Origin of the sequence: Immundisolibacter sp. (assembly GCF_041601295.1) — a bacterium.
In the GTDB taxonomy this organism is placed as follows: domain Bacteria; phylum Pseudomonadota; class Gammaproteobacteria; order Immundisolibacterales; family Immundisolibacteraceae; genus Immundisolibacter.
Genome location: NZ_JBFIII010000083.1, coordinates 1 through 13,830, shown reverse-complemented (window position 1 = coordinate 13,830; position 13,830 = coordinate 1). Strand labels below are relative to the sequence as shown.

At 65.4% G+C, this 13,830-nt stretch carries 15 protein-coding genes; 9 read left to right on the top strand and 6 right to left on the bottom strand.

The window, feature by feature from the left end:
• The 6 genes from ABZF37_RS10995 to ABZF37_RS10970 form a co-directional block, all read left to right on the top strand.
• On the top strand, positions 1–1,331 hold a 1,331-nt coding region (locus ABZF37_RS10995; protein WP_372719839.1), incomplete at its 5' end, for a TolC family outer membrane protein.
• A gap of 193 nt (positions 1,332–1,524) precedes the next feature.
• Positions 1,525–1,938 carry an SRPBCC domain-containing protein gene (locus ABZF37_RS10990; RefSeq protein WP_372719837.1) on the top strand — a complete coding sequence of 138 codons (414 nt, stop codon included), beginning with the start codon at positions 1,525–1,527 and terminating at the stop codon, positions 1,936–1,938.
• An 87-nt stretch (positions 1,939–2,025) separates the two neighbouring features.
• Positions 2,026–2,439, top strand: a complete 414-nt coding sequence (locus ABZF37_RS10985; protein WP_372719835.1) for a GFA family protein — start codon at positions 2,026–2,028, stop codon at positions 2,437–2,439.
• A 175-nt stretch (positions 2,440–2,614) separates the two neighbouring features.
• The gene (locus ABZF37_RS10980) at positions 2,615–3,664 is read left to right on the top strand and encodes an LLM class flavin-dependent oxidoreductase (protein ID WP_372719833.1); all 1,050 of its coding nucleotides are present in this window, start codon (positions 2,615–2,617) and stop codon (positions 3,662–3,664) included.
• Positions 3,665–3,728: 64 nt separating this feature from the next.
• Positions 3,729–4,694 (top strand): glutathione S-transferase family protein, encoded by a 966-nt coding sequence (locus ABZF37_RS10975; RefSeq protein WP_372719831.1) that lies wholly within the window; start codon positions 3,729–3,731, stop codon positions 4,692–4,694.
• 24 nt (positions 4,695–4,718) lie between these two features.
• A complete protein-coding gene (locus tag ABZF37_RS10970; protein WP_372719829.1) occupies positions 4,719–5,504 on the top strand; it encodes a dienelactone hydrolase family protein in 786 nt (261 codons plus the stop codon).
• 37 nt (positions 5,505–5,541) lie between these two features.
• Here the strand turns inward: ABZF37_RS10970 and ABZF37_RS10965 are convergent, their stop codons facing one another.
• Together ABZF37_RS10965 and lgt are read right to left on the bottom strand one after the other, a co-directional pair.
• Positions 5,542–7,518, bottom strand: a complete 1,977-nt coding sequence (locus ABZF37_RS10965; RefSeq protein ID WP_372719827.1) for a cation:proton antiporter — start codon at positions 7,516–7,518, stop codon at positions 5,542–5,544.
• On the bottom strand, positions 7,518–8,309 hold the full coding sequence (gene lgt / locus ABZF37_RS10960; RefSeq protein ID WP_372719825.1) for a prolipoprotein diacylglyceryl transferase: 792 nt from the start codon (positions 8,307–8,309) through the stop codon (positions 7,518–7,520). The genes ABZF37_RS10965 and lgt overlap by 1 nt, the downstream gene beginning before the upstream one ends.
• Before the next feature lie 54 nt (positions 8,310–8,363).
• Here lgt and ABZF37_RS10955 point away from each other — a divergent pair, with 54 nt between their 5' ends.
• Positions 8,364–10,430: a thioredoxin domain-containing protein gene (locus ABZF37_RS10955; protein ID WP_372719823.1), complete on the top strand. Its 2,067-nt coding sequence runs from the start codon at positions 8,364–8,366 to the stop codon at positions 10,428–10,430.
• 96 nt (positions 10,431–10,526) lie between these two features.
• Here ABZF37_RS10955 and ABZF37_RS10950 read toward each other — a convergent pair whose 3' ends face one another.
• The 4 genes from ABZF37_RS10950 to ABZF37_RS10935 form a co-directional block, all read right to left on the bottom strand.
• The gene (locus ABZF37_RS10950; protein WP_372719821.1) at positions 10,527–10,736 is read right to left on the bottom strand and encodes a dodecin; all 210 of its coding nucleotides are present in this window, start codon (positions 10,734–10,736) and stop codon (positions 10,527–10,529) included.
• Between the two features lie 144 nt (positions 10,737–10,880).
• Positions 10,881–11,216 (bottom strand): type II toxin-antitoxin system RelE/ParE family toxin, encoded by a 336-nt coding sequence (locus ABZF37_RS10945; RefSeq protein ID WP_372719819.1) that lies wholly within the window; start codon positions 11,214–11,216, stop codon positions 10,881–10,883.
• Positions 11,216–11,491, bottom strand: a complete 276-nt coding sequence (locus tag ABZF37_RS10940; RefSeq protein ID WP_372719817.1) for a type II toxin-antitoxin system Phd/YefM family antitoxin — start codon at positions 11,489–11,491, stop codon at positions 11,216–11,218. The genes ABZF37_RS10945 and ABZF37_RS10940 overlap by 1 nt, the downstream gene beginning before the upstream one ends.
• A 57-nt stretch (positions 11,492–11,548) precedes the next feature.
• Positions 11,549–12,256 (bottom strand): GntR family transcriptional regulator, encoded by a 708-nt coding sequence (locus ABZF37_RS10935; RefSeq protein ID WP_372719815.1) that lies wholly within the window; start codon positions 12,254–12,256, stop codon positions 11,549–11,551.
• A gap of 80 nt (positions 12,257–12,336) precedes the next feature.
• Between ABZF37_RS10935 and ABZF37_RS10930 the strand changes: the two genes are divergently transcribed.
• Together ABZF37_RS10930 and ABZF37_RS10925 are read left to right on the top strand one after the other, a co-directional pair.
• Positions 12,337–13,620, top strand: a complete 1,284-nt coding sequence (locus ABZF37_RS10930; protein WP_372719813.1) for an LLM class flavin-dependent oxidoreductase — start codon at positions 12,337–12,339, stop codon at positions 13,618–13,620.
• Positions 13,621–13,640: 20 nt separating this feature from the next.
• Positions 13,641–13,830, top strand: a 190-nt coding sequence (locus tag ABZF37_RS10925; RefSeq protein WP_372719811.1) for a 4-hydroxyphenylacetate 3-hydroxylase N-terminal domain-containing protein, incomplete at its 3' end; no start/stop codon positions are given.

Sequence of the window (13,830 nt, the reverse complement as noted above, 5' to 3'; positions counted from 1 at the left end):
GCCTGATGCGCAAAGCTCCACTGCTTGCTGTGTGCGTGCTGTCGCTGGGCACGCCGACGGTCGGCGCGATCGATCTTCTGGACACGTATCTGGCGGCCCTGGGCAATGACTCGACCTATCTGGCGGCCCGCTCCGCTCTGCAGGCGACGCAGCAGAACATTCCGCTGGCTCGAGCGAACCTGCTGCCGCGCATTGCCTTGACCGGGCAGCAGACCGCTAACGAAACCAATAATCGTTTTACCCAGGCCAACCAGCAGCTGGAAACCGACACTGCGTACAGTGCCCGCAATGCGGGGTTGACCTTGCGACAGCCGCTGTTCCGGTTGCAAGCCTGGCATCAGTTTTCCGCCGCCCAGGCGCAGGTCGCCGCAGCCGAGGCTGAGTACGAGAAAGAGCGCCAGGCGGCGGCCCTGCGAGCCGCGGACGCGTATTTTGGCGTGCTGCAGACCGCCGCCGAGGTGAAAGCTTCGCGCGCGGAACTCGACGCGTACACCAGCCAGCAGATGCTCGCGGACAAGGCGTTTTCGGCCGGTTACGGCACCCGCATCGATATTCACGAGAGCCAGGCGCGCCTGAAACAGGCACAGGCGCAACTCATGCAGACAGAATTCTCGGCGGATAACGCGCGGCAGAATTTTCAGGCCACCGTTGGCCTGGAACCCGACCACCTGGCAGACATCGACCTGCCGCAGTTTCGGCCTGCGCCGCCGGCACCAGCAACGCTTGAGCCCTGGCTTGAGCAACTGGAAGTGGCCAATCCGGAGCTGGCCAGCCTGCGCCACCAACTGGAAGCTGCCCGCAAGAACTATCAGGCCAACCGCGCCCGCCACTTTCCCACCGCCGATCTGGTGGCGGGCCGGCAATACGGCCAGGGCGATACCGTCAATACCATAGACCGCAAATACCTGACCGATTACGTCGGCGTACAGGTCATGATTCCGATCTTCGAGGGCGGCGGCACGACGGCGCTGATTCGCCAGGCAAGTGCAACCATCGACACGACTCGTCATCAGTTCGATGCCGGCCTGAAACGACTTTCGCTGACTGCACAGCAGGCATTTGCGCGCAACGTGCAGGGCACACTCCAGATCCCCGCCCTCGAACAGGCGCTTGAGGCGGCTCAGCTGGCCGTGGTCTCGACAGAACGCGGCATCGAGGCCGGTACCAGCACCCGTGTCGACGTTCTGAACGCCATCCAGCGGGTGACCGGGATCGAACGTGACCTGTCCCGGGCGCGGTACGAGTTTTTCCTCAGCCGCTTTCACCTGGCCGCGGCAGTCGGCGCGCTGGACGACGACATCGTCAGCGAGATCAACAAGCTGCTTCAATAATCGGCGTATTGACGCCGGCCGCGACCATCAGGCCGGTCTGTGCATGCACCAAACGTGCAGACTGCGCCTGGATCAGGCAGGCTAGTACCTCAAGCTGGTTGAGGTACCAGACCGCTCAGGCGCGGATGCCGACTGGCCTCACGCCTGAACCTCCGGGACCATAACCGCGAACTGTGTTCGCAGGAGCGTGGCCATGACTTATGAGTTCACTCTTACCGTCAGGTTGGCCGCCACTGCGCAGGAGATCTTTGACGCGTGGCTATCGAGCGACGGGCATACGGCGATGACCGGTGGCGTGGCACATGCCAGCCCCCACGTCGGCGATCCGTTCGACGCCTGGGATGGCTATATCACTGGCAAAACCGTCGCGCTGGACCCCGGTCGGCGCATTGTCCAGACGTGGCGAACCCGGCATTTTTCGCCCGACGACGCCGACTCATCAATCGAGATAACGCTTGAGCCAGACGCGGACTCCACGCTACTGACCCTGCACCACAGCAAGGTGCCGGCCGGCCAGACCAGCTACCAGGAATCCGGATGGAGGCAACACTATTTCGAGCCGATGCAGCGACGCTTCGAGTGGCTGCGCTCGACGGGCGCCGTCTAACAAAAAGCCACCAAACCGGGGCGCGCCAGATCGGCTGTGCGTTCGGTCTCGGCGGCCAGCGTCCGATCAACCAATCGAGGAGGCGTCATGGAACGAAAAGCACTGTGCCAATGCGGCCAACTGCAAGTGACCTGCACCGGAGAACCCAAGCGGGTGCTGATGTGTCATTGCGAGCTGTGCCAGCGGCGCACCGGCAGCGCCTTCAACCTGGGGGCATGGTTCCCGGGCCAGAACATCACGGTCCAGGGTCAGACCAAGACCTATCAACGCACCGGTGAGCGGGGGTTCGAGATCACCTTCCACTTCTGCCCGGACTGCGGCAGCAGTGTCTGCTGGGACGTGAAAGGCACCGACTCGGTCGTAGTGGCTGTCGGGTGCTTTGCCGACCCGCACTTTCCGGCCCCCAGCCTGTCGCTGTATGGCTGCACCCGCCACGACTGGGTGACACAGCCAGCGGGGATTCCCAGTCACATCGGCAGTGCCGACAGTGCCGTGGAATAGCGCTTCGGGCCCACGTCGAAGGGAGGAGCGGGATCGCCGCGGCGTCATCGGCCATGATCATGCTCATAGAACAGCCATGGTGCGTTGATGGGCGCCGCGCGCCCAAGGGTCGGCCCCCTCCTGGGCGTTAACGAACAGCCATGGCCAGCCCAGCACCTCCATTGGGGCGACATATATGAAGCACATCGCCTTTGGGCTTTTCGACCATTTGGAGCAGCGGCCCGGCGAGCCGGCACGCGACACCTACGCCGGCCGGATCAAGTTGGTGCAAGCGGCGGAACGGGCAGGCTTTCACGCCTACCACGTGGCCGAGCACCACTTTACGCCGCTAGGCCTGGCGCCCTCACCGGGGCTGTTCCTGGCGGCGCTGTCGCAGGTCACCACGACGATCCGCCTGGGCAGCCTGGTCCATTTGCTGCCCTTGTATGAGCCGGTCCGTCTGGTCGAGGAGATCTGCATGCTCGACCACCTTTCCGGTGGGCGGCTGGACCTGGGCGTCGGACGCGGCGTATCGCCGTTCGAACTGGGTCACTACGGCGTCGATTTTCTTGACAGCAAGGAACTGTTCGACAATGCCATGGATGCGTTGACTGCCGGACTGACGCAGCCGCAGCTGCATCACCGGAGCCACCGCGCCCGCTATCGGGGTGCGCCGATGGTGCTGCAACCACTGCAACGGCCGCTACCGCCACTGTGGTACGGCATCACCAGTGAGGCCAACGTCGCGTTTGCGGCCGAACGCGGCATGCACGTTGTCGGGCTGGCACCGACGCAACACCTTTCCGGCTTGATGCGGCGCTATGCCGAACTGCGCGAGGCCGGCCGCGGCGGCGTGCATGACTTGAGCGCCCCCGGTAGCGTGTCGCGCAGGGGCGCCTTAAGACAGATCTATGTTGGCGCCAGCGACGCCGATGCGGAACGCACGGCCGCGCGCGCCTATCCGGTGTTCTACAACAACCTGATGCAGCTGTGGCGCACCTTCAATGTGGTCAATACGCTGATCCCGCCCACCTACACACTTGCGCGAGACTTGGGCATATTGGTCACTGGCGGCCCCGGCCGTGTGCACGAGCAACTAGCGGAATTCTTCGCCGACGGCGCCTGCAACTACCTCGCGCTGGAGTTCAGTTTCGGAGACCTCAGCGATGCCGAGGCACTGGCCTCGCTGCAATGTTTTGCCGGCGAGGTGATGCCCGCGCTGGCCAGGCTGGCGTCCGGGGAATGAACCCACACACGCGCCAGCAGTCGGCCGTTCTTGGTGCGCTTGCCTTGCATTCGGAGGACCCGCCATGGGCATGCTGATCGACGGCCATTGGGAAGTCTTCGACCACCGAACGGCCGACGGTGGGCGTTTTTTGCGGGCGGATTCAAGCATCCGCGGCCAGGTGACGGCCGACGGCAGCAGTGGCTTTGCCGCCGAGGCCGGGCGCTATCACCTGTACGTGTCGCTGGCCTGTCCGTGGGCACATCGCACCGTCATCCTGCGCCGGCTCAAGGGGCTTGAGCAGGCTATCGGCCTGACGGTCGTGGCGCCGGTCATAGGCGATTACGGCTGGCAATTCAACGAGCCGGACCCCCTGACCGGGGCGTCCCATCTGTACGAGCTGTATCAGCGCGCCGACCCCGGATTCAGCGGCCGGGTGACCGTACCGGTGCTGTGGGACAAGGTCCATGACAGCATCGTGAACAACGAATCGTCCGAAATCATCCGCATGCTTAACCGCGAGTTCGACGCCTTTGCCCGGCATCCGCAACGCGACTATTACCCCAAAGCCCTGCGGGCCGAAATCGACACCATCAACGAGCGCGTCTATCGCGACCTGAACAATGGCGTCTACCGCACCGGCTTCGCGCAGACGCAGGAAGCGTACGAGGAAGCGGTGACCTCCCTGTTCGACACCCTGGACTGGCTGGAGCAGCGACTGGCCAGATCCCGCTTCCTGGTCGGTAACCAGACTACGGAGGCGGACTGGCGCCTGTTCCCGACCCTGGTGCGCTTCGACGCGGTGTACCACTATCATTTCAAGTGCAACCTGCGCCGACTGGTGGACTATCCGACCCTGCACGCCTACGCGCGCGAGCTGTACCAGCACCCAGGCGTGGCGCAGACCGTTGACCTGGACCAGATCAAGGCCAATTACTATCGCAGCATGCGCACCCTGAACCCGTTTGGCATCGTCCCGCTGGGACCGGAAGCCGCGGTGCTGGACTTCGGCGCCCCGCATGGGCGAGACAGGCTGCAAACCCGCTCTTGAACCGGACCTCAAGGAGGATAGGAAATGCGAACCTTTTACTGTTGGCTGCTGGCCATGCTCGGGATGGTCGGCGCTGCGCACGCCGAGTGGGTGCAGCGCGAATTGACCTACCGGCTCGATGGCACCGATTTCATCGGCACGCTGGTGTACGACGACGCTGGCGCCGCGCGACGGCCTGGCATCGTGCTGGTGCCGAACTGGCTCGGACCCTCCCCGGCCGCGATCGAGCAAGCCAAGCGGGTGGCCGGCCGGGATTACGTGGTGCTGGTGGCCGATGTGTATGGCGCCACGGTACGGCCAAGCAACGACAACGAGGCCAGTGCTGCGGCGGGGGCCGCGCGCGCCAATCGGCCGTTGCTACGTGCGCGTGTCAGCAAGGCCGTGGACGTGCTGATCGAACAGGCCGGTCAGGCACCCCTTGATACCGGCCGGCTTGCGGCGGTGGGCTTCTGCTTCGGCGGTGGCAGCGTGCTGGAACTGGCGCGCAGCGGGCGTGACCTGCGGGGCGTGGTGTCCTTCCACGGCAATCTGGACACGCCTCTACCGGCTCAGAAAGGCAGCATCCCCGCCGCCGTGCTGGTGCTGCATGGGGCGGACGATCCCTACGTGCCAGCCGCCGATGTGGCCGCCTTCGAGTCGGAGATGCGCGCCGCTGGTGCCGATTGGCAGTTGACCGCCTATGGTGGCGCGGTGCATTCGTTCAGCGAGCCGGAAGCGGACGCACCCGGCCAAGCGCAGTACCACCCGCAGGTCGCCCGCCGCGCTTTTACCGCCATGCGGGATTTCCTGACGGAACGGTTCGGACCCTGACCGGCAACCGCGTCGCCCGCCTTGCGAGCGCGCTGTCCTAGCCGCCGAGCAAACGCCGCTCGGCGTTTTCGACCTGGCTGGCGGTGCCGAACAGAACCACCACATCCCCGGCCTCCAGGACCAGGCCGGGCAAGGGATCGAGTTCACCGGCGCCGTCACGACGCACATTGCGTACCTCGGCGCCGACCTTGGCCAGATCCAGGTCGGCCAGACGACGGCCGACGGCGCGTGCCTTTTCCGGCAGCGGCACGGCGTGGCGGACATCCAGCTCCTGACCCTCGACGTCGGTGATGCGCGAACGCTGGCCATGAAAATAACCGCGCAGCACACTGTAGCGCTCCTCGCGCACGCCCTGCACACTTTGCTGGACCCGTTCCATCGGAAAATCCAGCAGCGCCAGCACGTGCGAGGCGAGTGTCAGGCTGGCTTCGAAGGTTTCCGGCACCACCGCGGTAGCGCCCGCTTGTTTGAGCGTTTCGCGGTGTCGATCGTCGACGGTACGCACCAGAATCGGCAAATCCGCGGCCCGTTCGCGTACGGCGCGCACGATGGCCAGCGAGTGACGGTGATCGGTGAAGCTGACCACCACCAGCCGCGCGCGGGTAATGCCCAGCGCATGCAGCAGCGCCGGGCGGCGGGCGTCGCCATAAAACACCCGTTCGCCGCCAAGCAGCGCCTCCTGTACGCGCACCGGATCCTCGTCGACGGCCGCGAATTCCACGCCCTCGCGGCTCAGGATTCGGCCCACCGCCTGGCCAACGCGGCCATAGCCGCAAATGATGACGTGACCGCTGAGTTCGGCCGTGATGCTGCTGACATCGACCAGGTCCACCGGAGCCGTCGGCCCGGGATTGCGATCGCGCACCAGGAACGCGGCAATACGCCCGTTGTGGCGCACGATCAGCGGCGTCAGCGCCATGCTGAGCACCACGCTGGCAGCCACCACGGCAACCTGGGCCGGCTCCACCATGCCATAACTGCCCGCCACGGCCAGTAATGCGAATGCAAACTCGCCGCCCTGCGCCAACAGCAATCCGGCCCGCCACGATGTCAGGCGATCTTCCCCCAGCCAGCGGCCGAGCATGGCCACCAAAGTGGTCTTGAACAGCAACATGCCGGCCGTGAGGCCCAGCACCGCCGGCCAGCGGTCCAGCAAATCGGCTGGCACCAGCAACATGCCGACGCTGACAAAAAATATGCCAAGCAGCACATCCCGGAAGGGCCGGATCTCGATCTCGATGCGGTGCCGGAAATGACTCTCGCCCAGCATCATGCCGGCAATGAAGGCGCCCAACGTCATCGACAGCCCAAAGGTTTCGGTCAACAAGGCAGCCAGTAACGCAACCAGCAACGCAGCCAGGACGAACAGCTCCTCGGAGTGCGTCTTGGCCACCTCAAAAAACACCCGCGGCAGCACCCATTTGCCAACACCGATCAGGAATGCGAACAGCAGCGTGCCCTTGGCCAGGGTCATGGCCAACATCATGGGCAGGCCGTCGCCCTCGTTCGCCAGCGCCGGGATCAGAATCAGGAACAACACCGCCGCCAGGTCCTGAAACAACAGCACCGCGATGCCGAGCTGCCCGTGGCGCGCGTACAGCTCGCCAGCGCGGGCCAGTTCCCGCGTCACCACCGCGGTCGACGACAGCGCCAGCACCGCCGCCATCAGCAAGGCCAGGCGCGGCTCCACGCCCAGAGCAAGCCCCATGCCCATGAACGCCAACGTGCAGATCAGCACCTGCGCCCCACCAAGACCGAACACCAGTCGGCGCATGGCCAGCAGCCGCGACAGCGAGAATTCAAGGCCCAGCGAGAACAGCAGGAACACCACACCGAACTCGGCCAGCGACTGCACCGCCTCGCGGTTGCCGATCAGGCCAAGCGCTCCGGGACCGATCAGCAAGCCGGTGGCCAGATAGCCCAGCGTGGGCGGCAGCCGGAAGCGATGGAAGATCGCCAGCACCACCGCCGAGGCGGTAAGGATGATCACCAGTTCACCAAAGAACCCGTGCATCAGCTTCCTCCGCTGCCCCGCCGCCGGACGAGCGCCAACAGCACGACCCCCGCCGCCAGCATGGGCAGGCTCAACAACTGCCCCATGGTCAGCCAGTCGAAGGCGACAAAGCCGATAAAGGCATCGGGTTGGCGGGCAAATTCACCAATAAAGCGCAAGGCTCCGTAGCTGAGCAGGAATACCCCCGACACCGCCATGGTTGGCCGCGGCCGCGCCGAATACACCCAGACGATGACGAACAACAGCGCGCCTTCCAACCCGGCCTGATACAGCTGCGACGGATGGCGCGGCAGCTCGCCGGCACCTTGAAAGACCATGCCCCACGGCACGTCGGTGACCCGCCCCCACAGCTCGCCATTGATGAAATTGCCCAGCCGCCCGGCCAGCAACCCGGTCGGCACCAGTGGCGCCACGAAGTCGGTGACCGCGAAAAATCCCCGGCCGGTCTTGCGTCCATACAACCAGCACGCCACCAGCACCCCGAGCAAACCGCCGTGGAACGACATGCCGCCCTGCCAGGCCTGCACGATGGCCAAGGGGTGGCTCAGGTAATACGCAGGCTGATAGAACAGGGTGTAGCCCAGCCGCCCGCCCACCACCGCGCCCAGCGCGCCATAAAAAATGAGGTCGCCGAGCTCGTCCACCCGCCAGCCGCTGCCAGGCGCGTTGACCCGGCGCCGGCCCAGCCACCAGGCGGCGGCGAAGCCGAGCAGATACATCAGGCCATACCAGCGTATGGCCAGCGGGCCCAGCTGCAGAGCTATCGGATCAATGGCTGGATGGTGCAACATGGATGGCGATTATCCGGCATGATGAGTCGTTCCCGCTCGTCAACGCCCATAGCCATGTCGACTCCCTCCCCGCACAACCGCCTGGCTGCGGAGCGCAGCCCCTATCTGCTGCAACACGCCACCAATCCAGTCGACTGGCAGCCATGGAGCGATGCGGCGCTGGCCCAGGCACGGGCACAGGACAAGCCGATCCTGCTGTCGATTGGCTACTCGGCCTGCCACTGGTGCCACGTGATGGCGCACGAGTCCTTCGAGGACGCCGCCACGGCGGCTGTCATGAACGAGCTGTTCGTCAACATCAAGGTGGATCGCGAGGAACGTCCGGACCTGGACCGCATCTACCAGATGGCGCACCAGATGCTGACCGGCCGCAGCGGCGGCTGGCCGCTGACCATGTTCCTGAGCCCGGACCAGGTGCCGTTTTTTGGCGGCACGTATTTCCCCAGGGAGGCCCGGCACGGCCTGCCGGCGTTTTCCGACCTGATGGGCCGGGTTGACGAGTATTACCGCACGCATCGCGAGGAAATCGCGACCCAGAACGCCACCCTGCTGGAGGCACTGGCCCGTCACCAGACGCTTACGGCATCCGAGCAGACGCTCGGCGATGCGCCCTTGCGTCGCGCTGTGTCGGAACTGGCCGGCCTGTTTGACCCGGTGCACGGTGGTTTTGGTGGTGCGCCCAAATTTCCGCAACCACCCTTGCTCGAACTGTGCCTGCGCGAGCACGCCCGCAGCGGCGATGCACAGGCGCTGCGCATGGCGCTGCTGTCACTGGAACAGATGGCCCGCGGCGGAGTGCATGATCATCTGGGAGGCGGGTTCTTCCGCTACTCGGTGGATGCCGAGTGGAACATCCCGCACTTCGAGAAGATGCTCTACGACAACGCGCAGTTGCTGAGCCTGTACGCGCGGGCCGCGGAGGTGAGCAACAGCCCGCGTTTCGACGCCGTGCTGCATACCACCGGCCAATGGGCACTGCGCGAGATGCAGGCGCCTGGCGGCGGCTTCTACGCTGCCCTCGACGCCGACTCGGAGGGTGAGGAAGGCCGCTTTTACGCCTGGGACCGGACCCAGGCGCAGGCGCTTCTGACGACCGAAGAAGCGGCCGTCCTGTCGCGCCGCTTCGGCCTGGACGGCAGCCCCAACTTCGAGCATCAATGGCACCTGCGGGTGCGCGCCGAGGTGGCGGACATTGCACGCGAACTGGCGCTGTCACCCGAGCGGGTTGCCGTCAGTCTCAGTGGTGCCATGCAGAAACTGTTCGCGACCCGCAGCGGGCGGGTGCGACCGGGACTCGACGACAAAATCCTCGCCGGCTGGAACGGACTCATGATCGGTGGTCTCGCCCGCGCCGGCCGACATCTTGGGGAGTCGGCCTTCATCGACGCAGCCGCGGGCGCAGCGGCGTTCGCGCGCCGCGTGCTCTGGCAGGACGGCCGCCTGCGGGCGGTGGCCAAGGGTGACCTCGGCTACCTGGCCGCCTACCTGGACGACCATGCCTATCTGCTGGATGGCCTGCTTGAGCTGCTGCAAACGCGCTGGGACAGTGCGCATCTACAGTTCGCCACGGACATCGCACAGGTCATGCTGACGCATTTCGAAGACCCCGCCCAGGGCGGCTTTTTCCATACCGCCGACGACCACGAGCGGCTCATCGTGCGCACCCGGCCGCTCGGCGACGAGGCAACGCCAGCGGGCGCCGCCATCGCCGCCCGCGCACTGGGCCGGCTGGGTCATCTGCTGGGCGAGTCCACCTACCTGGACGCGGCGGCTCGGACTGTCAGCAGCGCCGCTGACCGGCTGCAGGAACACCCGCTGGCCAGTGCCAGCCTGCTCACGGCCCTCGAAGAACAACTGCTACCGCCACAAACGCTGATCCTGCGGGCCGATCCGCGCGTGCTCGGTGCCTGGCTTGAGGTCGCGCGCGGCGCCAACCCCGCCGGGCAGCGGCCGACCCGGCTGGTATTCGCCATTCCTCCGGACATCGCCGACCTGCCGGGCGTGCTGGCGCACTGCCAGCCGCGGGGCGAGGCCGTGGCCTACCTGTGTCACGGCGGGCAGTGCAGCGCGCCGATCACCGAGCTCGAGCAACTTGCCGCGGGCCTCGCGGTGGGCGACTGACCCGACTCACGGACCAAGCCAACAGCAACAACCACTCTGGGGCCGTTGGCTCCCTCCAGGGGGACGATGGAATAACCCAGGGCCGGTACGGGGGCCTCAGCTTTCGAGGCGGAAACCAACTTTCAGGTGCACCTGAAAGTGCCCGACCTTGCCATCGGCCAGGTGACCGCGCGTCTCGACCACCTCGAACCAGTCCAGATGGCGCAGGGTTTTCGACGCCTCGGCGATGGCGTTACGAATTGCGTCGTCAGTCCCGTTCGGCGAGGAACCGACAATTTCCACGATCTTGTAGGTGTGATTGGTCATGTCTTGATCTCCTGGGAGTTGGAAGTTTTTAAGCGGCTACTGTGAATACTCCGTCGACAACTCCGCCTGCCGCAAGACCAACTGCGTCGCATCCTGCGCCAGATCGGGCGGATACCCATACTTGGCCACTGACGGCGCCGCGCACTACGCCCCAAGCAGCCTGCGCGCGAGCAGCGATTGCATGTCCCGGCGGCCATCGGCGATCAAAGTGACGTAGACCTTTGAGCCGATCACCCGGTAGATAACCCGGTAGGGTTTGAACGTGACTTGCCGGTAGTCGTGGATGCCCAGCGCCAGTAGTTCGCTGGGGTGGCTGCCGCGGCCCGGAAACGTCGCCAGGCGCTGCGCCACCTCAAGTATCTGGTCCAGCACGTGGTCAGCGTTGGTCGGCGAGTCGAACGCGGCGATGTGGTCGTAGATCGATTCCAGGTCCTGCTCGGCGCCCTGGGCAAGCAGAACCTCGTAGCGCTGGCCGGGCATTACTCGGCGGCGCGTTTGGCGCGCAGGCGCCCCACCACGTCGGCCACCGGCTTGACCTTGCCGGCTTCGATTTCCTGACTGCCCAGGGCGAGGATCTTCAGCAGCGCCAGGGTTTCTTGCGTTTGTTCGTACGAAGCCACGTCCTGGATCACAGCCTTGGCCTCGCCGTTCTGAGTGATGACCATCGGCTCGCGCTGCTCGGCCAGTTGCGTCAATACGTCGGCCGCGTTGGCCTTCAGGTAGCTGATGGATTTGACTTGCGATGAATAGCGCATGGCCGCCTCAAGAGACTGAATAAAGCCTGAATATAGTCCTTAATAAGGCGTTGTTGTTTAAGCGCCGTCCGGCTGCATCTCGCGCAACCGCGAGGCCACTGCGGCGCCGACCTGCTCCAGATGCTGCGTCATCGCCGCCTGGGCGGTGGCAGCATCGCCCGCAGTGATGGCCGCGCGCACGGCGGCGTGCGCAGCGCGTACCCGCGGCGAAAAATAGAGGGAGCCGAACGCCACCTTGATCAGGAAATCGCTGCGATCCCACAGCGCGGCGGCGATTTCGCCGGCAGCCGGGGCCCGCGCCATGGCGTGGATAGCACCGTGAAAATCACGATTCAGGCGCCGGTAGACGGGATCGCGATCCTGCGGCCCGCCGGCACCCTGTATGGCCTGGTCGATCCGCGCCAGGGTCTGGCCGAAGGCGATCAGATCGGTCTCGGTCCGTCGCTGCGCCGCCAGCCGCGCAACCGTGCCTTCCACCGCTGCAAAGGCGGCGAAAAAATCCTCCACATCGCCGGCCGTCGGCACCGCCACCTGGCAGCCCACCTGCGGCACGATGTCGACCAGGCCGTCGCTTTGAAGGCGCTTGAGCGCTTCCATTACCGGTACCCGGCTGCACGCAAGCGCCTGCGCCAGTGCCAGCACAGACAGCCGGTCGCCCGCGCCAAGGTCGCCTTCCAGAATGCGCGCCTTCAGATGCTCATAGGCGTGCCCGGCGCGGGGCGCCCTTCCGGCCCGCCGCGTCTGGCTTGAATGGGGAGCTAACATATTAGTATTCTAGCCGAAGGATTGATCGTTTTTCAGCCCGTGCCAGCGCCAGGCTGGCGGCCCTGTGAGGAGAATGCGAAATGACCGACAAGATCAGGCTGGGCGCGTTTTTGCTGCCCAGCGCCGGGGCCACGATTGCGCAGTACGAGCAAGGCTTCGCCGGCCAGAATCCGAACTTCTACCAGAACACGCTGCGCGACTGCGCGCGGCTGATCCGCCAGCTGGACGACATCGGCTTCGACTTCGTGTCTTTCTCCGAGCACCACTTCCACCTGGAGGGGCTGGAGCTGTCGAATAACCCGATCCTGCTGGGCAGCTGGGCAGCCGGGCTAACGCGCAAGCTGCGTATCGGGCAAATGGGCAACGTGCTGCCGGCGCGCAATCCGCTGCTGATGGCCGAAGACCTGGCGATGCTGGATCACTTCTCGGAAGGTCGCATGATGGCCGGCTTTGCGCGCGGTTATCAGGCCCGCCATGTGGCCACCATCGGGCAGAAATACAACGCCTGGTCGACTTCCGCCAACGACCCGAAATACCAGGAACACGACCGCACCAACCGCGAACTGTTCGCCGAGCACTACGACATCATCCGCCGCGCCTGGGGCGAGTCGCTGTTCCGGCACGAGGGCCAGCACTGGCAGTTGCCGCCACCCGGCATTCCCTGGAACCACCCGGCCACGCTGGCCATGGCGCCCGGCATGGTCGGCGCCGACGGCATGCTGGACAAGGTCGGCATCGCGCCGATGACGCTGCAGGACCCGGCCACCATCGAGAGCTACATCCCGTTCACGATGAGCACGGCCACCCTGCAGTGGGCGGCCAAAAACGAGGTCATCCCGATCCTGTTCACGCCCATCGACGAGCTGGTGCGCGGCTGCATCGACGCCTTTCAGGGCGCCGCGCAGGAAGCGGGCCGCAACCTCGAATGGGGCCGCGGCCTGGGCCACTTCCGCGAGATTCTGATCGCCGACACGGACGAAGAGGCGGTCGCCCTGATGGAGAACGGCCTGGGCTACGTGTGGCCGCGCTGGCACCACTGGTTCGGTTTCAACGAGGCGCTGCGCAATCCCGGTGAGCAGGGCGAAATCGCCAACACCGCCGCCACCGTGCGCGAACGTGGCTACTCCCTGTGTGGCTCGGTGGATACCGTCACCCGGCGGCTGGAAAACATGATCAGGACACTGAATACCAACCTGATCGTGCCGTGGATGTCGGTCGGCCCGATGCCGATCGACGCCCTGCTCAAGAGCAACGAATTGCTGGTGGACAAGGTGCTGCCGCGGCTCGGCATCGAGCTGGAACGCTTTCAGCCGACGTTGCGACAGGAGTTCACCGGCCAGCTGTGGCGCGATTCGTCGCGTTGATTAAGCGAGGACATTAGACGATGAGCACTCGAACCGGCGCGCAGTTCCTGGCGGGCCTCAAGGACGACCGCGAGGTCTGGTACGACGGCGAGCGCGTCGGCGACGTGACCAGCTTCGAGCCGTTCGCGGCGTCCGTGCAGTCGCTGGCCATGCTGTACGACATGCAGCACGACCCGCAGCACCGCGACATCCTGAGCGTGGACTGCCCGG

Bases quoted from the DNA above. Each gene is read 5' to 3' on its own strand.
- ABZF37_RS10945 (WP_372719819.1), bottom strand. From the start codon at position 11,216: ATGCCCGGCCAGCGCTACGAGGTTCTGCTTGCCCAGGGCGCCGAGCAG.
- ABZF37_RS10980 (WP_372719833.1), top strand. From the start codon at position 2,615: ATGAAGCACATCGCCTTTGGGCTTTTCGACCATTTGGAGCAGCGGCCC.
- ABZF37_RS10940 (WP_372719817.1), bottom strand. From the start codon at position 11,491: ATGCGCTATTCATCGCAAGTCAAATCCATCAGCTACCTGAAGGCCAAC.
- ABZF37_RS10955 (WP_372719823.1), top strand. From the start codon at position 8,364: ATGTCGACTCCCTCCCCGCACAACCGCCTGGCTGCGGAGCGCAGCCCC.
- lgt (WP_372719825.1), bottom strand. From the start codon at position 8,309: ATGTTGCACCATCCAGCCATTGATCCGATAGCTCTGCAGCTGGGCCCG.
- ABZF37_RS10975 (WP_372719831.1), top strand. From the start codon at position 3,729: ATGGGCATGCTGATCGACGGCCATTGGGAAGTCTTCGACCACCGAACG.
- ABZF37_RS10990 (WP_372719837.1), top strand. From the start codon at position 1,525: ATGACTTATGAGTTCACTCTTACCGTCAGGTTGGCCGCCACTGCGCAG.
- ABZF37_RS10965 (WP_372719827.1), bottom strand. From the start codon at position 7,518: ATGCACGGGTTCTTTGGTGAACTGGTGATCATCCTTACCGCCTCGGCG.
- ABZF37_RS10950 (WP_372719821.1), bottom strand. From the start codon at position 10,736: ATGACCAATCACACCTACAAGATCGTGGAAATTGTCGGTTCCTCGCCG.
- ABZF37_RS10970 (WP_372719829.1), top strand. From the start codon at position 4,719: ATGCGAACCTTTTACTGTTGGCTGCTGGCCATGCTCGGGATGGTCGGC.
- ABZF37_RS10935 (WP_372719815.1), bottom strand. From the start codon at position 12,256: ATGTTAGCTCCCCATTCAAGCCAGACGCGGCGGGCCGGAAGGGCGCCC.
- ABZF37_RS10930 (WP_372719813.1), top strand. From the start codon at position 12,337: ATGACCGACAAGATCAGGCTGGGCGCGTTTTTGCTGCCCAGCGCCGGG.
- ABZF37_RS10985 (WP_372719835.1), top strand. From the start codon at position 2,026: ATGGAACGAAAAGCACTGTGCCAATGCGGCCAACTGCAAGTGACCTGC.